This is a genomic window from Streptomyces sp. NPDC001100 (genome assembly GCF_053598575.1).
Genome location: NZ_JBSFKO010000013.1, coordinates 224923 through 248548 on the forward strand (window position 1 = coordinate 224923; position 23626 = coordinate 248548).

Below are 23626 nucleotides of genomic sequence, written 5' to 3' on the forward strand. Positions count from 1 at the left end.
CGCCCCGATCCGGGGCGACTTCTCTCCTTTCAGCATGGGAGCGTCAATGAGACGACCTGGGCCTCTTCGCGTGTCACTGTCCTGTACGGCCGTAACGGCCCTGTCCGCGGGGCTTGTTGCTCTCGGCGGGGGTGCCGCGAACGCCGATCATCGCGCGCAGCCCATGCCGGACCATGTGGCGGCGCCGTACTTCGAGGCGTGGACCGGTGAGAGCCCGGCCGCGCTCGCCGCGGCCTCGGGCAACAAGTACCTCACCATGGCGTTCCTGCAGACCGAGGCGCCCGGTTCGTGCACGGCGTACTGGAACGGCCAGCCCGCCCAGCCGATCGCCAGGTCCACCTTCGGCAAGGACATCGCCACCATCCAGGCGCGCGGCGGCAACGTCATCCCGTCCTTCGGCGGCTACGGCGCGGACACCACCAACACCGAACTGGCCGACAGCTGCACCGACGTCGACGCCATCGCCAAGGTCTACGAGAGCCTGGTCACAACCTACGGCGTGAGCCGCATCGACCTCGACATCGAGGCCGACTCCATCAACAACACCGCGGGCATCGACCGCCGCAACAAGGCGATCGCCAAGGTGCAGCGCTGGGCGGAACGGACCGGCCGCAGCGTGGAGTTCTCCTACACGCTGCCGACGACCACGACCGGCCTCGCGCCCAACGGCGTGGCCCTGCTGCAGAACGCGGTCGACAACGGCGCGCGCGTCGACGTCGTCAACATCATGACCTTCGACTACTACGACGGCGCCGCCCACGACATGGCGGAGGACACCAAGACCGCCGCCACCGGCCTGCACACCCAACTCGCCGCGCTGTACCCGAAGAAGAACCCGGCGAAGCTGTGGAAGACCATCGGCGTCACCGAGATGCCCGGCATCGACGACTTCGGACCGGCCGAGACCTTCACCACGGACAACGCCGTCACCGTGAAGAAATGGGCCGTCGCCCGGGGCATCAACACACTCTCCTTCTGGGCGCTCCAGCGCGACAACGGCAACTGCGTGGGCACCGGGGGCGCCAACAACTGCTCCGGAATCGCCCAGGACACCTGGTACTTCAGCCACACCTTCAAGTCGTTCACCCGCCGGTGACGGGGACGATCACCTCCCAGGTGTCGACCCCGTAGTCGAGGGTCATGCCGTGCCGTTCGTACAGGGCGAGCGCCTTGCTCGTGTTGTCGGTGTCCACGCCCAGGCCGACGCGGTCGCGGCCCAGCGCCGCGTAGTGACCGAAGCCGTGGCGCAAGAGGTGGCTGCCCAGGCCCCGGCCACGGGCCTGGCGCAGGACGGCGAGGTTGCCGATCCAGCCCATCGAGGCGCGGTCGTTGTGGGTCCGCAACATCGCGACGTCCCCGAGGCCGTCGACGTGGGCGATCCAGATCAGCGACCAGTCGACCCGCTCGGCGTCGATGTCGTCCAGCCACTGTGGGTACGTGCGGTACTGGAAGTCGAAGTGCTCTGTCATGGCCTCCTGGAGGAGGGCGTGGGCCCGGCGGCGGTCCGCCTCCTCCAGGCAGGGGCGCAGGGTCACGCCGGGCGGGGCGGCCGGCAACGGGTCTGCCGACGGTGACAGTTGACGGGCCATCACGTTGTAGCGGCGGACCGGCTGCCAGCCTCGGGCGCGCAGTGCGGGCAGGTCCGTGGTGGGGTGCAGGGTGAGGTGCAGATGCACCACGGCGCGGGACACTCCGTTGGCGGCGGCGCGTTCCGCGGCCCTGGCCTCCATCAGGTCGAACAGATGCAGGGCGCCCGGCAGTTGGCCCGGCACGATGTAGTGGTCGATGTCGATCCGCTCGCCGCCCGAGTCGTCCCACAGCAGGCCGTAGCCGATCAGACGGGCGCCCTCGAAGAGCAGCCAGGAGTCGCGCTCCAGGTCCACTTCGGGGTGCTTCAAGTCCGCCTGGACCTCGGCCAGTTCGGTGTCCGGACGGCCGATCTCCAGGATGTCGATCTCGTTGAGCAGGGCGCAGACCGCCGCCGCGTCGTCGGATGTCGCCGGGCGGACACTCAGGTCGGGCGGCAAAGCGGTGGGGGCGGTCATGGACCCACTGTCGGGTGACGGCCCCCGGCTCGCAACGGAGTTTCCGCGCCCCGTCGGGTCAGTCCGCCATCAGCTCCCGTACCAGGGGCGCCACCTTCGTGCCGTAGAGCTCGATGTTGGTCATGAGGGTGTCGTGGGGCATTCCGGTGATGCCGTACTTCAGGTTGAAGCGGGTCGCGTCGAGGGTCTTCAGGGTGTCGGCGATCTTGCGGGCCACGGTCTCGGGGGATCCGACGTGCAGGGCGCCGCCGGGGCCGACGTCGCGCATGAGGCTCTCGCGGGTCGGGGTGCGGAAGCCGCGTTCCCGGGCCACGCTGCGGATCAGTTCCTGGAAGGCCGGCACGAACTCCTCCACCGCCTGTTCGTCGGTGGCGGCGACATGGCCGGGCGCGTGCACGCCGATGGGCCGCGCGGGGTGGCCGAACTCGGCCAGTGCCCGGCGGTAGAGCTGGGAGAACGGGGCGAAGCGGGCTATGTCTCCGCCGATGATCGCCAGCATCAGGGAGAACCCGTACTGGGCGGTGCGGATCACCGACTGGGGGCTGCCGCCGACGCCGATCCAGGTGGGGATGGAGCCGGTCTCGCTGTGCGGGTGGACGGAGATGCCGTCGAGGGCGGCACGGGTGGTGCCGGACCAGGTGACGGGCTTCTCCTTGAGCAGTTCGGCGAAGAGGGCGACCTTCTCCTCGAAGAGTTCCTCGTAGTCGTTCAGGTCGTAGCCGAAGAGCGGGAAGAACTCGGTGCTCGAGCCTCTGCCGAGGATGACCTCGGCGCGGCCGGCGGAGACGGCGTCGAGGGTAGCGTACCGCTGGTAGACGCGGACCGGGTCGTCGGAGCTGATCACGGTGACGGCCGAGCCGAGGTGGATGTCGGAGGTGCGCGCGGCGATGGCCGCGAGGACGACGTCCGCCGCCGACAGGGGCATCGCCTCGGTGTGGTGTTCGCCGATGCCGAAGTGGTCGACGCCGACCTGGTCGGCGAGGACTCCTTCCTCGACGAGGCGGCGGATGGCCTGGCCGTGGGTCAGCGGCTTGCCGTCCGCGCCGTTCGTGACGTCGCCGAACGTGTCGAGACCGAGCGTGACGCCGTCGGTACTGGTCGGGTTGGTCATGTCGTACTCCTTGGGTCCGCTCGGTGGGTCAGGTGGCGATACGGCGCATCACGCGGAGAAGCCGGGTCAGGTCCTCGGCGTCGACGTGGTCGAGGACATGGCGCCGGACGCTGGCGAGGTGGGCGGGCCAGGCCTCCTGGAGGCGGGCGAGGCCCTGGTCGGTGACGACGGCGTTCCAGCCGCGGGCGTCCTCGGCGCAGCGTTCCCGTCCGACCAGGCCCTGTGTCTCCAGGCGGGCGACGATGCGGGTCATGCCGCTCAGCGAGAGGTTGCAGACGGACGCCAGCTCGCTCATGCGCATCCGGCGGTCCGCGGCCTCGGAGAGGTGCATGAGGGTCGTGTACTCGGACAGCGGCAGGCGCTGCTCGCGCACCATGTCGGCGTCGACCGCGCGGGGCAGCACGAGCATCACCCGTGCGAGTTCGCGCACCAGCGCCTCTTCGTGCGGGCTCATGGGGCGCAGTGGCTGCTCGGGCGTGGTCATGCCACCAGTTTACTTGATTGACGCAGCAATGACTTTTCGCCGGCAGCAAGGGCTCGGCGCAGCTCGATCACTCACCCGAGGGGCGACGGCTCTCCCGCCGTCTCCGCGTGGCCGTGGTAGCGCAGCAGGAGCATCGCGGCGTCGTCGTGGAGCGGCCCGGCCGTGTGGCGGACCAGGTCCTCGCGCAGCGAGTCCAGCGCGCTCTGCGCGTCGGGTTCCTTCAGCAGGTCCGCCCGCAGGCCGAGCGGATAGAAGGTGCCGTCCTCGTCGCGGGCCTCGGTGACACCATCGGTGTACAGGAGCAGTTGCTCGCCGGGCGCGAAGCACACGGGGAACGGCTTCGGGGGCTCGCTGCCGTGGGCGCCGCCGAGGCCGAGCGGCGGGGCGTAGGCGGGCGGTGCCGGGAAGTCGGCGGTGCCGTTGCGCCGTACGACCATCGGGGGCGGGTGGCCGTAGTTGAGGAAGAGCACCTCGTGGTCGGTGCCGATCTCGGCGAGGACGGCGGTCACGAACTTCTCGTCGGACAGGACGCGGGAGACGCTGCGCTCCAGGCGTTCGCCGAGTCCCACGAGGTCGGGTTCGTCGTGGGCGGCCTCGCGGAACGCGCCGAGGACAACGGCGGCCGTCTCGACGGCGGCCAGGCCCTTGCCCTGCACATCGCCGACGATGACGCGGACGCCGTGCGGGGACGCGACCACCTCGTAGAGGTCACCGCCGATCCGGGCCTCCGCGACGGCCGAGGTGTACGACACCGCCGCCTGGAGCGGGCCGGCGGTCAGCGGCACCGGGCGCAGCAGGACGCGTTGCGCGACCTCCGCGATGGACCGCACGCTGGCGAGTTCGGCCTCGCGGCGTCCGCGCATCACGGCGGCGGCGATGCCCGCGCCGGTCACGCCCACCACCGACACCATCGCCAGGAAGCCCCTGCGTTCCTGGAACAGGCCGTCGTACAGGCCGAGTCCGACGCAGAGCGCGAGGGCCGCCGCGCCGAACCACGCGGTGCGGCGCCAGCCGCCGACCAGTCCGGCGAAGGCAGGTCCGAGGGAGGCCAGGGGCAGGAAGCCGAGTCCGGGGCCGGTGAGCACATCCCCTACGGCGACCACCGCCATCACAGCGGCGGGCAGCCAGGTCAGCACGGAGAGACTGCGCTGCGGCTTCGTTGCGGCCATGGTCCACTCCAACGGCGTCCCGGCATCCGGAACCGGCTTCGCCTTCCGCGCAGGGGCCCCTCCCCCACCTTGGACATCGCAAGGCTGCCAGGCAACCCCTCGGGAGCGCCCGGCCCTTTACCCAATTGATTCCGAGAACTGACATTTCCTGATCGGTGACAACCAATCGGCACAGGCCGGTTGGCGATCACGGACTCCGGGCAAGTGAACTGTGCAGGACCCGCCGCGCAAGAGATGCAGCGGCCCCGGTGCGGTGACACCGCGGGGATACCGGGTGTCCTAGGAGGGGAAGTGATTCGCCATGCGTACGCATCGGCGTACCCATAGGCGTTCCGTACGCGTGGAGTACCTGCTGCCGGACGAGGCCGCGGCGGCGGGGCAGGCGCGAAAACTGACATCGGAGTTCCTCGCGCGCTCCCGCAGCCGGATGGCGCGGGTGGACGAGGAGCAGATCGACGACGCGACGCTCATCGTGTCCGAACTGGTCGCCAACGCGACCGAACACGGGCGCGGCGAGTGCCGGCTGCGGCTCCAACTGTCCGACGAGCGCGTCACGGTCGAGGTCTACGACGGCAATCCGACCCCGCCCCGGGTGCGGCCGCTGACGGCCGAGGGCGAGAGCGGGCGCGGCCTCGCCATGGTCCGCTGCCTGGCCCACCGCCTCGATGTCACCCCGCTCACCGGGGGCGGCAAACGGGTGCGGGCGATCCTGGCCATCTGACCGGCTCCTGGGACTTAACACCAAGTCAACGCGGGCGTACTGCCGAGCGAAACGTGGCCGCGCGATTTTTTGCTCTACGAACGTAGAGAAAAAAATCCCCGGAGGCCCGTATGGCTGCCGCTCCTCATGCCCTCGACCCGCTCACCCCTGACGAGATCACCACTGCCCGCGAGCTTCTCGTGGCGGCCGGGCTGGTCACGGAGGCGACTCGCTTCGCCTATCTCGGACTCCTCGATCCGCCCAAGTCCGCCCCGGAGCAGGGCGATCGCCGGCTGCGGGTCCTGCTGCTCGACATCTCCGGTGGCCCCTCCTGCGACGCGACGGTCTCCCTGACGGAGTCACATGTCGTGTCGTACCGCCTGATCGACGCCGCGACCGAAGGTCAACTCCCAGTGTTGGACTCTGAGTTCGCGATCGTCGAGGAGGTCCTCGTCAAGGACCCGCGCTGGCTGGCCGCGCTGGCCGACCGCGGCCTGGACGTGGACTCGGTGCGCGTCGCCCCGCTCTCCGCGGGGGTGTACGACGCCGAGTACCCGCAGGAGCGGGGCCGCCGCATCCTGCGGGGACTGGCCTTCGTCCAGGAACACCCCAAGGACCACGCCTGGGCGCATCCCGTCGACGGGCTCGTCGCCTACGTGGACGTCCTGAACCGGAGCGTGGACCAGGTCATCGACGTCGGCCCGGTACCGGTGCCCGCCGAGCCGGGGAACTTCGACGACCCTGCCGTCACCGGTCCGCCGCGCACCACCCTGAAGCCCATCGAGATCACCCAGCCGCAAGGGCCCGGCTTCACCCTGGACGGCAACGCCCTCACGTGGGAAAACTGGTCCCTGCGCATCGGCTTCGACGCCCGCGAGGGGCTGATCCTCCATCAACTCGCCTTCGCCGGACGCCCGGTGATCCATCGCGCGTCGATCGCCGAGATGGTCGTGCCGTACGCCGACCCCTCCCCCGTGCGGTCCTGGCAGAACTACTTCGACACCGGCGAGTACCTCATCGGCCGCTATGCCAACGCGCTCCAGCTCGGCTGCGACTGCCTCGGCGACATCACCTACCTCGACGCGGTGATCGCCGACGAGACCGGCACTCCGCAGACCCTCACCAACGCCGTCTGTCTGCACGAGGAGGACTACGGCATCCTCTGGAAGCACACCGACCTCTGGGCGGGCTCCGTCGAAACCCGGCGCCAACGGCGCATGGTGCTCTCCTTCTTCACCACGGTCGGGAACTACGACTACGGCTTCTACTGGTACCTGTACCTCGACGGCACCATCGAGTTCGAGGCCAAGGCCACCGGCGTCGTCTTCACCTCCGCCCACCCCGGCGGCGACTACCCCTACGCCACCGAACTCGCCCCCGGCCTCGGCGCCCCGTACCACCAGCACCTGTTCAGCGCGCGGCTGGACATGGCGGTGGACGGTCCCGTCAACCGCGTGGAGGAGATCGAGACGGTCCGGGTGCCGATGGGGCCCGACAACCTGCGCGGCAACGCCTTCGCCCTGAAGCGGACCACGCTGACACGGGAGAGCGAGGCACAGCGGATGGCCGACACGGGCGTGGACCGCGTGTGGCACATCTCCAACCCCGGTTCCCTGAACCGGCTCGGCAGGCCGGTCGCCTACGCCCTGCACCCGGAGGGCAAGCCGGCCCTCCTCGCCGATCCCGAGTCCTCGATCGCGGCCCGCGCCGCCTTCGCCACGAAGCACCTCTGGGTCACCGCCTACGACTCGGCCGAGCGCTACCCGGCGGGCGACTTCGTCAACCAGCATCCCGGCGGGGCGGGGCTGCCCGCGTACGCCGCCGCCGACCGTGACCTCGACGGGCAGGATCTCGTCGTCTGGCACACCTTCGGGCTGACCCACGCCCCGCGTCCCGAGGACTGGCCGATCATGCCGGTCGACACCACGGGCTTCACGCTCAAGCCGGTCGGGTTCTTCGACCGCAACCCCACCCTCGACGTGCCGCCGAGCACCTCCGGCCACTGCGGGACAACGGACACCGGAGGTTGCCATGTCTGAACAGACCATCAGCGGCAGCTCAGTTGACACACCGTCAAAACTCCGCGGCTCCATCGGAGTCGGTGGGATCGTGTTCATGGTCGTCGCGGCCGCCGCCCCGCTCACCGCGATCGGCGGCGCCCTGCCGGTGATGCTGGCCATCGGCAACGGCCCCGGTGTACCGGCCGCCTACCTCCTGGTCGCCGTCGTGCTGCTGCTGTTCAGTGTCGGCTACGCGGCGATGAGCCGCCATGTCGTCGACACCGGCGCCTTCTACTCGTACGTCACCGCCGGGCTCGGCCGGATCACCGGCACCGGGGCGGCCGGGCTGGCGCTGCTGACGTACAGCACGATCCAGGCCGGGATCTATGGCCTGTCCGGTGTCACTCTTCAGGGGCTGGTCGTGAAGTACGGCGGCCCCGACCTGCCCTGGTGGCTGTGGGCCGGCCTGCTGTGGGGACTGGTCGCGGTGCTGGGCTTCCGCAATATCGAGGTCGGCACGAAGGTGCTGTCGGTGCTGCTGGTCCTGGAGGTCGGCATCGTCACGGTGATGACGGTGGCGATCCTCGCCCAAGGAGGGGCCCACGGAATCGACTTCGACTCGTTCACACCGGGTGCCTTCAGCACGGGCTCGGCAGGCATCGGGGTGATGTTCGCGGTCGCCTCCTTCGTCGGCTTCGAGGCGACCGCCATCTACAGCGAGGAGGCGAGGGACCCCAAGCGCAGTGTGCCCAGGGCGACTTACCTCGCGGTCATCGCCATCGGCGGCTTCTACGCGCTGTCCAGTTGGGCGGTCGTCCTGGCGGTCGGCACGGACCAGGTGCAGGGCGCGGCGGCCAAGAACACGAGCGGGCTGGTGTTCGCCGTAGCCGGGCAGTACGTCGGTTCGGCCGCCTCCGGCACCATGGAAATCCTGCTGCTGACAAGCCTGTTCGCGGCGCTGCTCGCCTTCCACAACGCGATCTCCCGCTATCTGTTCTCCCTCGGCCGACAGGGCGACGCCCCCGCGGTCCTGGGCCGCAGTCACGCCAAGCACGGCTCGCCGCACGCCGGTTCGCTGGTGCAGAGCGTGTCGGCGGCCGTGGTGGTGGGGGCGTTCGTGCTCGCGGGGTCCGATCCGGTGCTGGAGCTGTTCACGTGGATGAGCGGTCTGGCCACGCTCGGGGTGCTGGTGCTGATGATCCTCGTCGGGGTCGCGATCATCACCTTCTTCGCCCGCACCGGGGCGGACACCCGGCTGTGGCACACACGGTTCGCGCCGGCGCTCGGCGCCCTCGGGCTGTGCTGGATCACGTTCATGGTGCTGGCCAACTTCACCACGCTGATCGGTGGTTCGGCCTCCCTCGCGCGGCTCTTCGAGGGGATCGTCGTGCTGTTCTTCGCGGCCGGTGCGGTCTCCGCCGCCGTCCGGCGCCGCCGCGATGCATGACGTCCTCCCGGCGGCCGTCGCGCTGACGGGCTCCGGTCTGTGCCTCGCGGGGCATGTGCCGGGGCCCGTGCGGCACTGGGGGCCGCACGCCGTCGTGCTAGCCGTGACGCTGCTGACGGTGGTGGGGAGCCCGGGGCCGCACCCGCTGCTCATGGGCGCGGGCGTGACGGCGGGCATGTGCCTGTTCACCCGTGGGCCGGTTACCGTCGACCTCGCGGTGATGGCCGTGGTCACGGTGGCCATGGCCCGGCTTCCGGACGGGCAGCACCACCATGCCGACGGCCATGGGCTGTTCGCGCTTGCGGTGGTGCTGTGGCTGCTGGCCCAGGCTGGAGTCGTCATGCACCGGGCTCTGCGCCCCGGTGTCCCGTGCGTGGGTCCGCTCAGCCGTGCGGGCGGCGCGATGATGGCCCTCGGCATGGCCGCCATGCTGGGCTGACCGGGTCGGACCCGCGTCGGAGCGGCTGGATTAAGGTCGGGGCATGCCCAAAATCGTCGATCATGACGCGCGGCGCCGCGCGATCATCGAAGCCGTTTGGGCCCTGATCGCAAGACGCGGGCTCGACGCCGTCACCATGCGGGACCTCGCCGCCGAGGCCGGCTACGCCAACGGTGCGCTGACCGGCTACTTCCGCAACAAGGACGAGATCCTGCTCGCCGCCTTCCAGCACGCCTTCGAGAGCACCAACGTCCGCGCCCGCGAGTCCATCGCCGACGCGACCGGTCTGCCGGCGCTGCGCCTGCTCTGCCTGGAGATCATGCCGCTCGACGACGTCCGCCTCATGGAGGCCCGGGTCGTCATCGCCTTCTGGGACCGCGCCGTCCACGACGACCGCATGGCCGGGGTCCACGAGAGCGCCATGGCGGCGTGGCGCGAGCAGATGTGCGGCTATCTGCGACAGGCCCGCAGGCAGGGCGACATCGGCACGCGATCGCCCGACGACGAGGTCGTCGACACTCTCCTCGCGGCCCTCATGGGCTTCCAGATCAACGCGGTCCTGCTGCCCCATGCCACCACACCCCGGCGTCAAGAGGCGGTTCTCGACGGCCTGTTGGGCTCGTTGCGGCCGTAGAGCAGCGGGGGTACCACGGGTATCTCCGGGGCGGTCTCGATGTCGGCCGGGGTCATGCGGAACCCGGCGGGGTACGCCTCGCGGCGGGTACGGCGGTCGGGTTCGGTGGTGCGCCACATGTAGAGGCAGCGGACGCACTGGAGTACGTCCCACACGCCGGGGACGGGCGAGGTGGTCACGGTGTCGACCGTGTCGTGGGCGCAGCGGGGGCAGGTCATGGCGGGTGGCTCCTGACGGTGGTGGTGCGTGGGTCGGGTCAGCGGGCGGCGATCAGGGCGCGCAGACGGTCGGCCCACTCGGGGGTCTCGGGCAGGTCCCGCACCGGGGTGTCGAAGTGGCCCCTGCTTGTCCGGTGCGACCGGGGTCGTGGCGTCGATGATCATCTTGCTGGTGATGCCGGGCGTGACATGAGTCGTGGACGGATTCCAGCCGGACGAGACCGCCGTGAGCACGAACGGGCGTTGATACTGCAACGGTCGCTCCTGCCGCCCGGCGACCCGCAGGCCGGCGGTTGGGGGTGGTGAGCGGGGCCGAGCACCGGGCGGTGGAGGCAGCACGCGAGGATGCCTTGGCGATGATCCGGGCGGGCAGCGGCCCGTTCGCCGCCGGCAGAGGCCTTCTGAACTGGCGCTCCGAGCCCCACTGGCCGGCTCCCGTCCTGCCCGCCGGAGTCCTGACGGTCGGCTAGACGCCCGGCGCTGCCGGGCCGAACCGCACCGGCAGTGCGCTCAACCCCCGCACCAGCGTGCTGGTCCGCCAGCGCAGTGTCGTGGGGTCGGCGGCGAGGGTGAGGTCGGGACGGTGGTGCAGGAGGAGGCGGACGGCGACGGCGGCCTCCGTGCGGGCCAGGGGCGCGCCGAGGCAGTGGTGGAGGCCGTGGCCGAAGGCGAGGTGTCCGGGGCCCCGGCGGCGCAGGTCGAAGCGGTCGGGATCGGGGAAGTGGAGGGGGTCGCGGGAGGCGGCCGCCAGTGAGATCTGTACCGCGTCTCCGGCCGGGATGCGGGTGCCCGCGAGATCGATCGGCTCGGCGGCGAAACGGAACGCCGTGGCGTGGACGGGTGCGCTGTGGCGCAGCGACTCCTCGACGGCGGCGCCGACCAACTCCGGCTCCATGCGCAGCAGTTCGAGTTGGTCGGGGTGGGTGAGGAGAGCGTGGACGGTCGCGGAGATGAGGTTGACGGTCGTCTCGTGCCCGGCGACGAGGAGGAGGAAGGCCATGCCGAGGAGTTCTTGGGAGGTGAGGGGGGACTCGGGGCTGCGGGCCGCGGCGACCAGGTCGCCGAGCAGATCGGCCTCTCGGGTTCCGCGCTTCCGGTGGATCAGGTCGGCCAGATACCCGCCCAGGGCGCCGGCGGCCGAGGCGCCTGCCTCGGGCGAGGCGGGCATCACGAGTTCGTTGGACCAGGCGTGGAACACCGTACGGTCCGCTGCGGGCACCCCGAACAGGTCGCAGATCACCGTGACGGGCAACAGCAGGGCGTAGCCGCTCACCAGATCCGCGGTCCCCCGTGTCGGCAGCCCCGCGAGCAGGTCGAGGGCGATCGCCTCGACTGCCGGGCGCAGCGCGGCGATCCGTGCGGGCGTGAAGTGGCCCGCGACCAGCCGTCGTAGCCGGGTGTGGTCGGGTGGGTCGGTCTGGAGCATGTTGCGGCCGAGGGCGTGGCCGCCGTCGTCCTGCCAGGTCGAGGAGTGGCGTATGTCGTTGCGCAGGCGCGGATCGGTCAGGGCTGCACGGGCCGCGTCCCGGGTGACGACCAGCCAGCTCTCACCGCTGCCCGGGACCAGGACGCGGTGCACGGGGCCCTGTGCGCGCAAGGCCGCGTAGACGGGGTGGGGATCGGTGGCGAGGTCGTGGCCGTCGGGGGCGAGGTCCTGAAGGGTGGGTGCCGGCACGGCACTCCTTTCGCTGGTCGAACGGGAACGCTCGGCCGCGGTGTCACCCGCCTGCGTGCCATACGGCGTCCACGGTGTGCGCCAGGGCCGTCGCCTGGGCGTGGCCCGCCCTTGCGGCCGCCGGTCGGCGGGTGTCTGCGGTCATGTCGCGGCCCATCGCGCGACGGGCCGCGCGGTCGGGGGTCACGAGGGTGATCTCGGTTCCCTGGGCAGCGAGTTGGGCCGCCTGCTGCTTGGCACTGGGGTGCGGACCCACCGCGCCCGGTATCGGTGAGACGGCCAGGATGTGGCGGTGGTCGGCGGCGAGTTGAAGATTGGTCGTCGTACGGCTGCCGCCGTCGATCCAGCGCCGGCCGGCGGCCGTGACGGGCGGGAGGACGAGGGGGACGGCGCAGCTCGCGGCGACCGCTTCGAGGAGGGTCGCCTTCGTCTCCGCGTCGAAGGCCTCCACGGATCCGGTCGCGGCGTCGACGGCCGCGACCCGCAGAGCGCGCTCCGGCCATTCGTGTGTGCCGCGCAGCAACGTGCCGACCGCGTCGAGGAGTTCGCTCTCGGTTCCGGTGCGGGCAGCGAGAGCGGCCCGGGCCAGCCGTTGCACGGAGCGCTGCGGATCACGGGATCCGAGCGCCGCCCACAGGAAGCGGGCCGTCTGGGCGACGGTGACCCTCAGGTGCATCGAATCGGCCCTGGCCAGTTGGCGTTCGTACAGCTCCCGCGGTGACTCGCCGGCGGCGAGCCGGGTACCGAAGATCGCGCCCGCGGAGGTGCCGATGACCACGTCGGCGCGGGTGATGTCGACACCGGTCTCCGCGAGCCCGGCGAGCACTCCTGTCATCCAGGCCCCTCCGACGGGCCCACCACCGCCCAGGACCAGTGCCCTGTCCCGCATGACGCCACCCCCTGCCCAAAATGGGGAGTGCTCCCCATTTGATGGATCGACGATAGCATCTCTACCGGGGAGCACTCCCCACTGGTTCGGAGGGTGATGATGACAGGCCCGGACGACGCGACGGCACCGGCACGGCGACGCGATGCGCGGCGCAACCGGGAGCTTCTGGTCGAAGCCGCCCACGAGGTCTTCGCCGAGCAGGGTCTGCACGCGCCGATCGACGTGATCGCCCGCCGGGCAGGCATCGGCAACGCCACCCTCTACCGGCACTTCCCCACCCGCGCCGCTCTCGTGGACGCCGTCTTCCGCGACCAGCTCACCGACACGATGACCGCGGGCGAGCAGGCGCGCGGCGCCGACGACGCCCTGGCGGGACTGACCGGCTATCTCCACACGGTGTTCGCCGGCCTGGCCGCGGACCGCGGTACCAACGACCTGATGACCACCCACCTCGACGGTGTCGACTCGCTCCAGGCCGTGCACGCCCACAACCGGCGCACCGTGGAGACACTGCTGAGCCGCGGGCAGGACCAGGGCACGATCCGCACGGACGTCACCCCGGAGGACCTGCTGTTCGCGCTGGCCGCCCTGGGCCGGACCGTCCCCTCCCTCACCACGGCCGCCGGCCCCGACGCCTGGCTCCGCCCCCTCGCCCTCCTCCTCGACGGCCTGCGCGGCACACCCGCCGCACCCCTGCTCCCGTGCCCCGCCCTGACCCCGGCCCAACTCGACAAGGCCCTGCACGGCCTGGGCCCGGGAAGCTGAGTCGACCGGCCGCCTGACTCACCGAACAGCAAACCGCCCGGCGCCGAGGACCGATCCCTCGGTCCTGCGGCGCCGGGCAGCGCATCCCCCGTGCGTTCACCGCACTCCGGTCAGGACTCGACCCCGGCCCCTTCGCGCGCCGCCACGGCCTCCGGCTCCTCCTCGTCCTCCGACGCGGTCTGCCGTACGGCCGGGATCGCCGCCGCGACCAGGGCCGCGAGGAGGGCGACTCCGCCACCGATGAGGAGGCCGGTGCGGAAGCCGTCCTCGGAGGTGAAGGTGTAGCCGCCGGCCGTGTTGGTCATCTGGGCGAGGACGACGCCGATCACCGCGGCGCCGATCGAGGTGCCGAGCGAGCGCATGAGGGTGTTGAACCCGTTGGCGGCGGCGGTCTCGGAGAGCGGGACCGAGCTCATGATCAGGGCGGGCATCGCGCCGTAGGCGAGGCCGACGCCGCTGTTGATGACGATGCAGACGAGCATCAGGCCCCAGGCGGAGCTCATCAGGCCCATCGACAGGGCGTAGCCGGCGGTGATGACGAGGACGCCGCTGATGAGGGTGAACTTGGGGCCGCGGGCGTTGGTGAGCTTTCCGCCGAGCGGGGAGACGATCATCATCATGATGCCGCCGGGTGCCATCCAGAGGCCGGACGCGAGCATCGACTGGCCCAGGCCGTAGCCGGTGGCCTCGGGGAACTGCAGCAACTGCGGCACGACCAGCATGCTGGAGTACATGCCGACGCCGACGAAGACCGAGGCGATGTTGGTGATCAGGACCCGGGGGCGGGCGGTCGTACGCAGGTCGATCAGCGGGTCGCCGGTGCGCAGTTCCCAGACACCCCAGGCCAGGAAGGCCACGATCGCTACGGCGAACAGGCCCAGCACGGTGGCCGAACCCCAGCCCCAGTCGGCACCTTTGGAGATGCCGAGCAGCAGGCAGACGAGTCCGACGGCGAGGCCCAGGGCGCCGGGCGCGTCGAAGCGCTGGCCCTTCGCGGCGGCCGGTACGTCCGGGATCAGGAACCAGATCAGCCCGGCGACGACCGCGGCGAGGGCGGCCGAACCCCAGAACAGGGCACGCCAGTTGGCGTACTGGGCGATGGCCGCGGCGATCGGGAGGCCGAGACCGCCGCCGATGCCCATGGAGGCGCTGACGAGGGCGATGGAGGGGCTGAGCCGCTCCTGCGGTACGACGTCGCGCAGCAGGGCGACGCCCAGCGGGACCATGCCCATGCCCATGCCCTGAAGACCGCGTCCGACGATCATCGGGACGACGGAGGAGGAGAGCGCGCAGACCACCGAGCCCACGATCAGCGGGACGGAGCAGGCGAGCAGCATGCGGCGCTTGCCCAGCAGGTCGCCGAGGCGGCCGACGACCGGCACACAGACCGCGGCCACCAGCAGGGTGGCGGTGATCACCCACGCGGCGTTCGAGGACGAGGTGTGCAGCATCTCCGGGAGGTCGGCGATGAGCGGGGTGACCAGCGTCTGCATGATCGCGGCCGTGGTGCCGGCGAAGGCCAGCGTGGCGACCACTCCGCCTGCGCGGGCTGTGGGCTGGGGGGCGTCCATGACGGGACTCCTCGGCGTATCTGTTCGGTCGGGACGTGAAGGAATGTGCATCGTACACATCATATGTATCAACCATGTGATGGGGACGATGCATACCGTCGTGCGAGGATGGGTCCGGCCGTCCCGAACCGCATGACACGGCGGCGGCATCGGCAGGAAGCAGGAGGCAGCGGACCGATGGACAGGCGCACGCGCGAGATCGAGTACGAGCAGATGCTCCTCAGCCGGCACGGGCTTCTCTCGCACAAGGGCGGGCGGCGCAAGGACGGCGTGCTGGACCGCAGCGCCTACATCCTGCTGAGCCGGATCCGTATCCAAGGGCCCATGTCGATCGGCGAGTTGAGCGACGCCTTCGGCCTCGACACATCCACCCTCAACCGCCAGACGGCGGCGGCCATGCGCTCCGGTCTGGTGGAGCGGATCCCCGATCCGCAGGGCGGGATGGCCCGCAAGTTCCGCATCACGGACCTGGGCGCGCGGATGCTCGACGAGGAACGCGAGGGTCTCGTCCAGTCCCTGGACCAGATCATGGACGACTGGTCGGAGGCGGACATCGCCGCCTTCGCGGCCTTTCTACGGCGCTTCAACACCGACATCGAGCGGCTCGGCGGGCGTCCCTGGCCGCGGCCGTGAGTGAGCCCCGCCCCGTGGTCATGCACGGGGCGGGGCTCAGGGTTCACACCGGGCGTGCCCGGACAGGCTGTATCAGGAGGAGCGGCGTGAGCGGCTCGCCGCGTGGACCACACCGCCGCCCAGGGCGATGACGAGGGCCGCGCCGCCCGCGAGGAGGCCGACCGACGCGTTGGAACCGGTCTCCGCCAGGGGCTGCTCGCCGCCGTTGGGCGTCGCCTTCGGCGTGGGCAAGGGCGTCGACTTCAGCGGCGGGACGTGCGCGGAGGTGGGAGGCGTCGTCGACGGCTCGGGGCTGGGCGGCGGGGTCGTCTCCTCGGCGGGCGGCGTGCTCCCGGCCGGGGTCGACGGCGTCGCGGGCGGGGCCGAGGCCGGCTGGGTCGGCGTCGGGGTGGGCGAGTCCGGGGTGCTGGGCGTGCACTCCTTGTCGCCGCCGTTCCAGGCCACGATGAGGTGGTACGAGGTCATGATGTTGTCGGGCTCGTAGGGGAGCGGGCCGTGCCCCTCGCCCGTACCGCCGTCGTAGGTGACGTCGTCGCCGTACAGGTCTATCCGGCCGTAGCAGTCGGGCGACTTGACGTTGAGCTTCTGCCAGGTCTGTCCCGAGCCGTCCGCGCCGGCGACGTCCTTGGCGGTGAGGTGGACCGTGGCCTTGTCGACCATGGTCTGGTGGCCGGAGGTGTACCAAGTGGAGCCTTCGGCGGTGTACTCGGCGAGCGAGACGGGGTACTTGCAGCTGTCGCCGACGCTCTGACCGGGGGCGAGCCGGACCTCGACGGTGCCGGGGACGGTGTCCCACTGGTGGAAGCCGCCCTGCGAGGTCCAGTCGGCCCCGACGACGTTTCCATCGGCACCGACGATGCGGTGCTGCACGGTGGCGGACCGGCACGCGTCGTTCTCGGTGGCGCTCACCGGGCCGGCCGCGGGCACGGGCGCGGCGGCGGCGATGAACGCGGTGGCCGCCGGGGCGGACAGGGATGGGAGGTGGAGCGAACGTGACAAAGTGAGCCTCGACGATGATAAAAGGTGTGGGAGGCGGCAGAGCGGGCGGCGGGCGCACGAAAGGAAACGATCGAGGGCGTGCGCGACCGGACCGCTCGCGGGTACTTCGCTCAGGAAAGGGACAGCGAAGTTAGCCGAATTCCTGTCACCTTTCACAACTCCCGTCAATCCTTCACCAGTTGGCCACACGTCAAGACCCGGGCATCACCGCGAGCAGATGCCGGTGCAGGCCCTCCAACTCGACGTAGAGACCGGGGTCCAGCAGTTCGTCGCCGTCCCGTTCGTAGGCCAAGTCCGTGAGCAGGTCGGTGAGTTGGTGGGTGCCGCCGCGCAGGTCGCTCCACGGCAGGCGGATCCGTCCCTGGGCAGGCTGCTCCGACAGGTTGACGACGACGAGATGGCGGCCGGAAACGGTCGTCCAGGACCAGGCGATCAGGTTCTCGTGTGTGGGGTTGTCGGGCCAGCCGGTGCAGTCGAGCAGCTGCCACTCCCCTCCTGTGCGCATGCCGGAGGCGCCCACCGCGGCGAGCAACTGCCGGTAGAAGGCCAGGAGTTCCTTGTCGACGGGCTCTTCCGGCCGGCGGGAGAGGAAGACCGGCGGGCGGACCCGGCGCCCCTCGAACTGCCCCTCGTGCCAGAGGGTCGCGCCGGGCAGCGTGGCGATCGTGACCGCAGCCGCCCGTTCCCGCTCGGGTGACAGCGTCGCGGCGGCCCGGGGTTCGTCGTGGTTCTCCAGAAAGCGGACCAGGCCACGCTGGTACCCGAGGTCGGCCCTCAGATGGCCGCGCACCGAGTCCGCGCCCTCGTGCAGCAGCCGGTCGTAGAGCCGTTTGTCGTAGCAGTGGTCGAACCCCTGCTGCTGGAGGGCCCATTCGAGGTCCCAGTAAGCCTCGGCGACGAAGAGGAGGTCGGGGTGGCGCTCGCGGACCTTTGGGAGCACATACGGCCAGAAGTCCTCGGCCGGTGCCGTGCCCGCGCGCTCGCCCCAGGTCTTCGCGAAGACGTCGGTCATCAGCAGCATGGCCATGTCGCAGCGCACGCCGTCCGCCTGGTCGCCGATCGAGGCCAGGGTGTCGACGGCGGCCGTACGCAACTCGTCGCTGAAGGCGTTGAGTTGGACGACGTCGGGCCAGGGCGCGAAGTAGGGGTCGCGGCCCCGCGCGAACACCTTGCCACCGGACTCCAGGAAGGCGCCCGGATCGCGGGCCAGGTCGTCCGGGGTGCCCTGAAGCAGGCAGCCGGGGCGTTCGGTCAGCCAGGGGTGGTCGGGAGCGACGTGGTTGGGGACGTAGTCGAGGATCAACCGGACGCCGCGCGCGGCCAGTTGGGCGCGGGCTTCCGCCAGTCCCTCCGGGCCGCCCAGGGCCGCGTCCACGACGTAGTTCCGGACGCAGTACGGCGATCCGGCCACGTCCTCTGGGCGGAGGTCGGGCAGCGCCGCCCGGAACGACGCCTGGAGCGACTCGTCGCGCAGGGCGATCTCCAGTCCGGCGGGGCTGCGCTCCCACACGCCCATCAGCCAGACGGCGTCGACGCCGGGGAGGGCGACCTCGTCCCAGGCGGGCGCGGGCACCTCGCCGAGGGTGACGGGGTGGCCGTAGCGGGCGCTCAACTCCCCCAGCCAGATGAGGGTGTTGATCTCGTAGATCACCGGATGTCCGGGCCAGGCGGTCATGACAACGGCTCCTCTCGGTCGCCGGTCGGGCGCAGGCTCTCGCGGCCCCGGGCCGACCACTCGCCGTCGCCCAGGGTGTGGAAGAGGGTGGCGGTGATCGCCGACAGGCCGGTCCAGCCGGTCTGGTGCGAGGCGCCGAGGCCGGCGCCGTTGTCGCCGTGGAAGTACTCGTAGAAGAGGATCAGGTCCTTCCAGTGCGGGTCCTTGGCGAACTTGGCCTGGGCGCCGTGCACCGGCCGGTGTCCGTCCTCGTCGCTGAGGAAGGTGGCCGTGAGCCGGTCGGCGATCTCGCGGGCGACCTCGTAGAGGGTGAGCTGGCGGCCCGAGCCTGTCGGGCACTCCACGGTGAAGTCGGCGCCGTGGAAGGCGTGCAGGTTCAACAGGGCGCGGATCAAGAGCAAGTTGACCGGGAACCACACCGGGCCGCGCCAGTTGGAGTTGCCGCCGAACATCCCGGAGTCCGACTCGGCCGGCAGATAGCCGACGCCGTAGGTCTCCCCGTGCACGTCGAAGGTGTACGGGTGCTCGGCGTGACAGCGGGAGAGGGAGCGGATGCCGTGCGGGCCGAGGAACTCGTCCTCGTCGAGCATCCGCGACAGGACGCGGCGCAACCGGTCCTCGCCGAACAGGGCGAAGAGGTAACGGCCGTCGGCATTCGGGCCCATCGCCTCGTGCGAGGAGATGGTGGCCTCCACGGCCGGGTGGCGTTCGATGAACTCCAGTGCCCCAGCGACGAGTTCGGGGAAGCGTTGGTCCGCCCAGCCGCCGACGAGACTGGTGGCCGCGAGGGGGATCAGGCCGACGAGCGAGCGCACCTTGAGCCGGGTCGCCGTGCCGTCGGGCAGCCGCAGCACGTCGTAGAAGAAGCCGTCCTCCTCGTCCCACAGGCTGGCGTTGTCGGCGCCGATGCGGTTCAGGGCGACGGCGATCCACGCGAAGTGCTCGAAGAGGGACTGCGCCTGCTCGACGTAGACAGGGTTGTCGACGGCCAGCTCTATGGCGATCTCAAGGAGGTTCTGGCAGTAGAGCGCCATCCACGCGGTGCCGTCCGCCTGGTCGAGGTGGCCGCCGGTGGGGAGCGGGGCGCTGCGGTCGAAGACGCCGATGTTGTCGAGGCCGAGGAAGCCGCCCTGGAAGACGTTGTTGCCGTCCGTGTCCTTGCGGTTGAGCCACCAGCTGAAGTTCTTCATCAGCTTCTGGAAGGCGTTCTCCAGGAAGGCACGGTCGCCCTTGCCGGTGCGGTGCTTCTCCAGCTCGTAGAGGAACAGGGTGGCCCAGGCGTGCACGGGCGGGTTGACGTCCCCGAAGTTCCATTCGTAGGCCGGGATCTGGCCGTTGGGGTGGAGGTAGAGGCGGCGCAGCAGCAGGTCCAACTGGCCCTTGGCGAAGGTGAGATCGACCATCGACAGGGCGACGGTGTGGAAGGCGAGGTCCCAGGCCGCGAACCACGGGTACTCCCAGGTGTCCGGCATCGACATGATCTCGTCGTTGACCATGTGGTACCAGTTGCTGTTCCGCACCCGGGGGTCGGAGGCGAGCGGGTCGACACCGTGCTCGGTCAGCCAGCGCTCGACGTCGAGGTAGTAGTACTGCTTGCTCCACAGCATTCCGGCCAACGCCTGCCGCACCAGCCGCCGTTCGTCGGCCCCCGCCTCGGCCGGGGTGCAGGCTTCGTAGAACTCGTCTGCCTCGGCACGCCGTTGGGCCATGACGGTGTCGAAGTCGGCTGTCCAGTCGGGGAGTTCGGTGGCGGTGAGACGCAGGCGGACGGTCGCGCTCTGCCCGGCCGGGATGGTCAGCACGTGGTGGACGGCGGCCTTGGTGCCGGTCCGGTCGGGGTTGACCGCTCCGGTCTCGCCCTGGACGACGTACCGGTCGATGCCGTCCTTGACGTACGGGGATGCGTTCGGACTGCCGAAGATCTTCTCGTTGTTGGTGTCGTTCTCGGTGAACAGGGGCTGCGCGTCCGCGTCGCAGTACAGCCGGCGCGTGCCCAAGTCCTCGTGTTCGGCGCGGAGTTCGCCGCCGGGTTCCTGGTGGATGGACGGGACCGCGGTGCCACCCGCCCAGGACCAGGTGTGCCGGAACCACAGGGTCGGGAGCAGGTGGAGCGGGGCTTCGTCGGGGCCGCGGTTGTGGGCGGTGATCTCGATCAGCAGGTCCTCGGGGCCCGCCTTGGCGTACTCCACGAACACGTCGAAGTAACGATCCTCGTCGAAGATCCCGGTGTCGAGGAGTTCGTACTCGAAGTCACCGCGCCCACGGGCCGAGTTGGTGGCCTTGAGGTCCTCGTAGGGGTACTCCGCCTGCGGGTATTTGTAGAGGTACTTCATGTACGAGTGCGTGGGCGTGCTGTCGAGGTAGAAGTAGTACTCCTTGACGTCCTCGCCGTGGTTTCCCTCTGAGTTGGTGAGGCCGAACATCCGCTCCTTGAGGATCGGATCGCGGCCGTTCCACAGCGCGAGCGCGAAGCACAGCCGCTGTTTGTCGTCGCTGACGCCGGCGATGCCGTCCTCGCCCCAGCGGTAGGCGCGGGAGCGTGCCTGGTCGTGGGTGAAGTAGGACCACGCGTCGCCGCTGTGGCTGTAGTCCTCCCGTACGGTCCCCCACTGGCGCTCGCTCAGATAAGGGCCCCAACGACGCCAGGGCACCCCGGACTCGTCGGCCTCGGCCAGCCGTCGCCGTTCGGCATCCGGTGCGTCACCGTTCGTCGCCATCGTGTGTCCTCCTCGTGGCCCGGCACATTCCCTCAGACTCAGGCGTCTTGGACTCGACCGCAACGGCTTGCCCGGACGGCCATCCGGTGGTCGCGTCCCGTTCGGTCGCCGCGCTCGGGCGGGAAACGCGACGCCAGACCACGAGAACCACCGTCACGGCCAGCAGCAGCGCCGCTCCCGCCGCAAGCGGCGCCAGCAGGAACGCTCCGGCGGGACCGTCACGGTCGGCCAGGTAACCGGCCAGCGCCTGTCCGGTGGCGGTGCCCAGCGGGCCGCCCGCGCACAGGATCGTCAGGGCGGCGGTCGCGCGGTCGGCGGGCGCAAGGCGTTCGGTCAGCGCGTACAGGCTGATCATGTACGGCGCCACGGTCACCCCGGCGACGGCCATCGCCGCGGGAACGGCGTGCAGCCCGTACCCGGCGACGAGGGTGAGGGTGCCCAGCAGCAGGGTCGCCGCGAAGGTCACGTACCGGTGGAGCAGCGTGAAGCCGGCGGGGAGCCAGGCGCAGGCGGCACCGGCCAGGGCACTGCCGATGCCGAAGAGGGCGTAGAGGAGTCCCGCACTGCCGGGGTGTCCGCTGTCGTCGGCGTAGGCGGTGACGCCGGTCTGTACGGCGCCGAAGACGGTGCCCATGGCGGCCATGGCGAGGAACATGACCGCAAGTGGCAGTCGGGGCAAGCGAGTTCGCGGGGTGCCCGGTGCCGGCCGGTGGGCGACTCCGCCGGGGGCGAGGGAGAGCGCGAAGGGGAAGGTGGTCAGGAGGAGCAGGGCGATGGCCGCCAGGGTCGGTGCCGTGGGGCCGAGGGAGCTGAGCAGGCCGACGATCGCCGGGCCCGCGACGAAGCTGATCTCGTCGGCGGTCGCCTCGTACGAGAGGGCGGTGGGGACGAGGTCGGGCCGCTCGCGCGCGTGGAGCAGACGTGACCAGTGGACGCGGACCAGGGAGCCGACCGGCGGCTGGGTGAGTCCGGCCAGGGCGGCCGCGGCGATCACGCCCGGGCGGCCGGTGTGGCTCGCCGCGACGAGGCCGGTGAGGGCAGCGGCGTTGGCGAGTGCGCTCACCGCCCCGACGAGACGGTGGCCGTGCCGGTCGGCCAGTGCCCCGGCGAGCGGGGAGCCGAGCGCGTTGGCGATGCCCTGTGCAGCGGCGGCGAGACCCGCGAAGGCGTAACTGCCGGAGGCGGCCCGGACCAGGATGAGCGTCGCGAGCGACGAGGTCGCGTAGGGAAGGCGGGCGAGGAACCCGAGCGGGAAGAATCCCGCGCCGGGCACACGGAGAAGGGATCGGTACGCCATCGGCGTCTCCCGTGAGCGCGTCGGAGGGACGCGCTACCCAGCCACCGACGCGTTGACGATCCCGCTTCTGCCGCGCAGCCTAGCGAGCCGACTGCCCTGCCACCAGAGCGACTTCGCCGCTCGCAGCCGTCACACCCCGGATATGGATACGGCGTTCTCAAATCGAGAGAGGTAGCCTCTCGTCCGATCGTCACGTCTCGCCGGGGAGGCCGTCATGGCAGGCACGATGCAGGGCAAGGTCACGGTGATCAGCGGCGGTTCGACCGGTGTGGGGAGGGCCGTCGGGGCACAGCTCGCCGAGAACGGGGCACAGGTGGTGCTGCTCGCCCGGCGTGCCGACCGGCTGGAGACGGCCGCGCGGGAGATGGCGGGATCGGTGCTGACGATCCCGACCGACGTCAGCAGCGGCGACAGCGTGCGGGCGGCGTTCGCTCAGGTCGAGGAGCGGTTCGGGCGGGTGGACATCCTGGTGAACAGCGCCGGCGTGGCCCGTATCCGCGCCATCGAGGAGACCGCCGACGAGGACATCCACGCCTGCGTCGGCACCAACCTCCAGGGCCCGATCCACACGATCCGCTCGGCCGTGCCCCTGCTGCGGGCGGCCGGAGGCGGCGACATCCTCAACATCTCCTCCGAGATCACCCTCGACCACATGCCGCTGATGGCCATGTACGCGGCGAGCAAGCACGGCCTGAACGGCTTCACCGCGGCGATGCACAAGGAACTGCGCGGCGACGGCATCCGGGTCGCGCTGGTGATCCTGGGCTCCATCTCCGACAGCGCCTTCATCGAGAACTTCCCCGGCGAGGACCGGCAGCGCGCCGCGCCGGTGTGGGAGGCGGACGGCTATCTGACCAGGGTGGGCGCGATGAAGCCGCTCCCCTCGGCGACCGTCGCCCGCGTGATGGTCCAGCTGCTCGCCACCCCGCCCGAAGTCGTGCAGGACGTGGTGCACATCCGCCCGGCCGGCTGAGGCCCCATTCCGCATCCATATGGCAGCCTTGGACACCCCATAAGCCGGCCTTATGAGGTCATAGACCGGACCCGCGTACTGGGTTAGGCATGCCTTAGCTTAGGCTTCCCGTCGAGTCGTCTGTCATCGTTCGAAGGGAACCTGATCATGCCGCGCCCCCTGCGGGTAGCCATCGTCGGAGCCGG

At 70.7% G+C, this 23626-nt stretch carries 20 protein-coding genes and 1 pseudogene; 9 read left to right on the plus strand and 12 right to left on the minus strand.

What is annotated here, in order from left to right:
• Window positions 1–46: 46 nt before the first annotated feature.
• Window positions 47–1087 (plus strand): annotated as a pseudogene (locus ACWDEW_RS21175) (chitinase); the annotation flags it as partial.
• Here ACWDEW_RS21175 and ACWDEW_RS21180 read toward each other — a convergent pair.
• The 4 genes from ACWDEW_RS21180 to ACWDEW_RS21195 form a co-directional block, all read right to left on the minus strand.
• Window positions 1083–2045, minus strand: coding sequence for a GNAT family N-acetyltransferase (locus tag ACWDEW_RS21180; protein WP_450514497.1), 963 nt, complete (start codon window positions 2043–2045; stop codon window positions 1083–1085). The pseudogene ACWDEW_RS21175 and the gene ACWDEW_RS21180 sit on opposite strands and share 5 nt — an antisense overlap.
• Window positions 2046–2103: 58 nt before the next feature.
• On the minus strand, window positions 2104–3156 hold the full coding sequence (locus ACWDEW_RS21185; protein WP_450514498.1) for an LLM class flavin-dependent oxidoreductase: 1053 nt from the start codon (window positions 3154–3156) through the stop codon (window positions 2104–2106).
• Between the two features lie 28 nt (window positions 3157–3184).
• Window positions 3185–3640: a MarR family winged helix-turn-helix transcriptional regulator gene (locus ACWDEW_RS21190; protein WP_450514499.1), complete on the minus strand. Its 456-nt coding sequence runs from the start codon at window positions 3638–3640 to the stop codon at window positions 3185–3187.
• Window positions 3641–3711: 71 nt separating this feature from the next.
• Window positions 3712–4809, minus strand: coding sequence for a PP2C family protein-serine/threonine phosphatase (locus tag ACWDEW_RS21195; protein WP_450514500.1), 1098 nt, complete (start codon window positions 4807–4809; stop codon window positions 3712–3714).
• Between the two features lie 301 nt (window positions 4810–5110).
• Here ACWDEW_RS21195 and ACWDEW_RS21200 point away from each other — a divergent pair, with 301 nt between their 5' ends.
• The 5 genes from ACWDEW_RS21200 to ACWDEW_RS21220 all read left to right on the plus strand — a co-directional run bounded on the left by ACWDEW_RS21200 (window position 5111) and on the right by ACWDEW_RS21220 (window position 10029).
• The gene (locus ACWDEW_RS21200) at window positions 5111–5530 is read left to right on the plus strand and encodes an ATP-binding protein (RefSeq protein WP_450514501.1); all 420 of its coding nucleotides are present in this window, start codon (window positions 5111–5113) and stop codon (window positions 5528–5530) included.
• Between the two features lie 110 nt (window positions 5531–5640).
• The gene (locus tag ACWDEW_RS21205; RefSeq protein ID WP_450514502.1) at window positions 5641–7548 is read left to right on the plus strand and encodes a primary-amine oxidase; all 1908 of its coding nucleotides are present in this window, start codon (window positions 5641–5643) and stop codon (window positions 7546–7548) included.
• The gene (locus ACWDEW_RS21210) at window positions 7541–8956 is read left to right on the plus strand and encodes an APC family permease (RefSeq protein WP_450514503.1); all 1416 of its coding nucleotides are present in this window, start codon (window positions 7541–7543) and stop codon (window positions 8954–8956) included. The genes ACWDEW_RS21205 and ACWDEW_RS21210 overlap by 8 nt, the downstream gene beginning before the upstream one ends.
• Window positions 8949–9395, plus strand: a complete 447-nt coding sequence (locus ACWDEW_RS21215; RefSeq protein ID WP_450514504.1) for a hypothetical protein — start codon at window positions 8949–8951, stop codon at window positions 9393–9395. The genes ACWDEW_RS21210 and ACWDEW_RS21215 overlap by 8 nt, the downstream gene beginning before the upstream one ends.
• Before the next feature lie 43 nt (window positions 9396–9438).
• On the plus strand, window positions 9439–10029 hold the full coding sequence (locus ACWDEW_RS21220) for a TetR/AcrR family transcriptional regulator (RefSeq protein WP_450514505.1): 591 nt from the start codon (window positions 9439–9441) through the stop codon (window positions 10027–10029).
• Here the strand turns inward: ACWDEW_RS21220 and ACWDEW_RS21225 are convergent.
• The 3 genes from ACWDEW_RS21225 to ACWDEW_RS21235 all read right to left on the minus strand — a co-directional run bounded on the left by ACWDEW_RS21225 (window position 9984) and on the right by ACWDEW_RS21235 (window position 12811).
• Window positions 9984–10247 carry a non-oxidative hydroxyarylic acid decarboxylases subunit D gene (locus ACWDEW_RS21225; RefSeq protein ID WP_450514506.1) on the minus strand — a complete coding sequence of 88 codons (264 nt, stop codon included), beginning with the start codon at window positions 10245–10247 and terminating at the stop codon, window positions 9984–9986. The two genes, ACWDEW_RS21220 and ACWDEW_RS21225, sit on opposite strands and share 46 nt — an antisense overlap.
• A 466-nt stretch (window positions 10248–10713) precedes the next feature.
• Entirely contained in the window at window positions 10714–11922 is a 1209-nt protein-coding gene (locus ACWDEW_RS21230) for a cytochrome P450 family protein (protein ID WP_450514507.1), read from the minus strand.
• A 43-nt stretch (window positions 11923–11965) separates the two neighbouring features.
• Window positions 11966–12811, minus strand: coding sequence for a patatin-like phospholipase family protein (locus ACWDEW_RS21235; protein ID WP_450514508.1), 846 nt, complete (start codon window positions 12809–12811; stop codon window positions 11966–11968).
• Window positions 12812–12907: 96 nt separating this feature from the next.
• Here ACWDEW_RS21235 and ACWDEW_RS21240 point away from each other — a divergent pair, with 96 nt between their 5' ends.
• Entirely contained in the window at window positions 12908–13576 is a 669-nt protein-coding gene (locus ACWDEW_RS21240; RefSeq protein WP_450514509.1) for a TetR/AcrR family transcriptional regulator, read from the plus strand.
• Between the two features lie 110 nt (window positions 13577–13686).
• Here the strand turns inward: ACWDEW_RS21240 and ACWDEW_RS21245 are convergent, their stop codons facing one another.
• Entirely contained in the window at window positions 13687–15147 is a 1461-nt protein-coding gene (locus ACWDEW_RS21245; protein WP_450514510.1) for an MFS transporter, read from the minus strand.
• A gap of 177 nt (window positions 15148–15324) precedes the next feature.
• On the opposite strand from ACWDEW_RS21245, the gene ACWDEW_RS21250 reads away from it, so the two are divergent.
• Complete coding sequence (locus ACWDEW_RS21250; protein WP_359604044.1) at window positions 15325–15780, plus strand: MarR family winged helix-turn-helix transcriptional regulator; 456 nt, start codon at window positions 15325–15327, stop codon at window positions 15778–15780.
• 72 nt (window positions 15781–15852) lie between these two features.
• Here the strand turns inward: ACWDEW_RS21250 and ACWDEW_RS21255 are convergent, their stop codons facing one another.
• From ACWDEW_RS21255 to ACWDEW_RS21270, 4 genes are all read right to left on the minus strand, one after another.
• On the minus strand, window positions 15853–16779 hold the full coding sequence (locus tag ACWDEW_RS21255; RefSeq protein WP_450514511.1) for a hypothetical protein: 927 nt from the start codon (window positions 16777–16779) through the stop codon (window positions 15853–15855).
• 190 nt (window positions 16780–16969) lie between these two features.
• Window positions 16970–18454 (minus strand): alpha-amylase, encoded by a 1485-nt coding sequence (locus tag ACWDEW_RS21260; RefSeq protein ID WP_450514512.1) that lies wholly within the window; start codon window positions 18452–18454, stop codon window positions 16970–16972.
• The gene (locus tag ACWDEW_RS21265; protein WP_450514513.1) at window positions 18451–21171 is read right to left on the minus strand and encodes an MGH1-like glycoside hydrolase domain-containing protein; all 2721 of its coding nucleotides are present in this window, start codon (window positions 21169–21171) and stop codon (window positions 18451–18453) included. The genes ACWDEW_RS21260 and ACWDEW_RS21265 overlap by 4 nt, the downstream gene beginning before the upstream one ends.
• The gene (locus tag ACWDEW_RS21270; protein WP_450514514.1) at window positions 21155–22468 is read right to left on the minus strand and encodes an MFS transporter; all 1314 of its coding nucleotides are present in this window, start codon (window positions 22466–22468) and stop codon (window positions 21155–21157) included. Before ACWDEW_RS21270 ends, ACWDEW_RS21265 begins: the two co-directional genes overlap by 17 nt.
• Before the next feature lie 214 nt (window positions 22469–22682).
• On the opposite strand from ACWDEW_RS21270, the gene ACWDEW_RS21275 reads away from it, so the two are divergent.
• Window positions 22683–23441 carry an SDR family oxidoreductase gene (locus ACWDEW_RS21275; protein ID WP_450514515.1) on the plus strand — a complete coding sequence of 253 codons (759 nt, stop codon included), beginning with the start codon at window positions 22683–22685 and terminating at the stop codon, window positions 23439–23441.
• The last annotated feature ends 185 nt before the right edge of the window (window positions 23442–23626 follow it).

Bases quoted from the DNA above. Each gene is read 5' to 3' on its own strand.
- ACWDEW_RS21180 (WP_450514497.1), bottom strand. From the start codon at position 2,045: ATGACCGCCCCCACCGCTTTGCCGCCCGACCTGAGTGTCCGCCCGGCG.
- ACWDEW_RS21185 (WP_450514498.1), bottom strand. From the start codon at position 3,156: ATGACCAACCCGACCAGTACCGACGGCGTCACGCTCGGTCTCGACACG.
- ACWDEW_RS21190 (WP_450514499.1), bottom strand. From the start codon at position 3,640: ATGACCACGCCCGAGCAGCCACTGCGCCCCATGAGCCCGCACGAAGAG.
- ACWDEW_RS21195 (WP_450514500.1), bottom strand. From the start codon at position 4,809: ATGGCCGCAACGAAGCCGCAGCGCAGTCTCTCCGTGCTGACCTGGCTG.
- ACWDEW_RS21200 (WP_450514501.1), top strand. From the start codon at position 5,111: ATGCGTACGCATCGGCGTACCCATAGGCGTTCCGTACGCGTGGAGTAC.
- ACWDEW_RS21205 (WP_450514502.1), top strand. From the start codon at position 5,641: ATGGCTGCCGCTCCTCATGCCCTCGACCCGCTCACCCCTGACGAGATC.
- ACWDEW_RS21210 (WP_450514503.1), top strand. From the start codon at position 7,541: ATGTCTGAACAGACCATCAGCGGCAGCTCAGTTGACACACCGTCAAAA.
- ACWDEW_RS21215 (WP_450514504.1), top strand. From the start codon at position 8,949: ATGCATGACGTCCTCCCGGCGGCCGTCGCGCTGACGGGCTCCGGTCTG.
- ACWDEW_RS21220 (WP_450514505.1), top strand. From the start codon at position 9,439: ATGCCCAAAATCGTCGATCATGACGCGCGGCGCCGCGCGATCATCGAA.
- ACWDEW_RS21225 (WP_450514506.1), bottom strand. From the start codon at position 10,247: ATGACCTGCCCCCGCTGCGCCCACGACACGGTCGACACCGTGACCACC.
- ACWDEW_RS21235 (WP_450514508.1), bottom strand. From the start codon at position 12,811: ATGCGGGACAGGGCACTGGTCCTGGGCGGTGGTGGGCCCGTCGGAGGG.
- ACWDEW_RS21240 (WP_450514509.1), top strand. From the start codon at position 12,908: ATGATGACAGGCCCGGACGACGCGACGGCACCGGCACGGCGACGCGAT.
- ACWDEW_RS21245 (WP_450514510.1), bottom strand. From the start codon at position 15,147: ATGGACGCCCCCCAGCCCACAGCCCGCGCAGGCGGAGTGGTCGCCACG.
- ACWDEW_RS21250 (WP_359604044.1), top strand. From the start codon at position 15,325: ATGGACAGGCGCACGCGCGAGATCGAGTACGAGCAGATGCTCCTCAGC.
- ACWDEW_RS21260 (WP_450514512.1), bottom strand. From the start codon at position 18,454: ATGACCGCCTGGCCCGGACATCCGGTGATCTACGAGATCAACACCCTC.
- ACWDEW_RS21265 (WP_450514513.1), bottom strand. From the start codon at position 21,171: ATGGCGACGAACGGTGACGCACCGGATGCCGAACGGCGACGGCTGGCC.
- ACWDEW_RS21270 (WP_450514514.1), bottom strand. From the start codon at position 22,468: ATGGCGTACCGATCCCTTCTCCGTGTGCCCGGCGCGGGATTCTTCCCG.
- ACWDEW_RS21275 (WP_450514515.1), top strand. From the start codon at position 22,683: ATGGCAGGCACGATGCAGGGCAAGGTCACGGTGATCAGCGGCGGTTCG.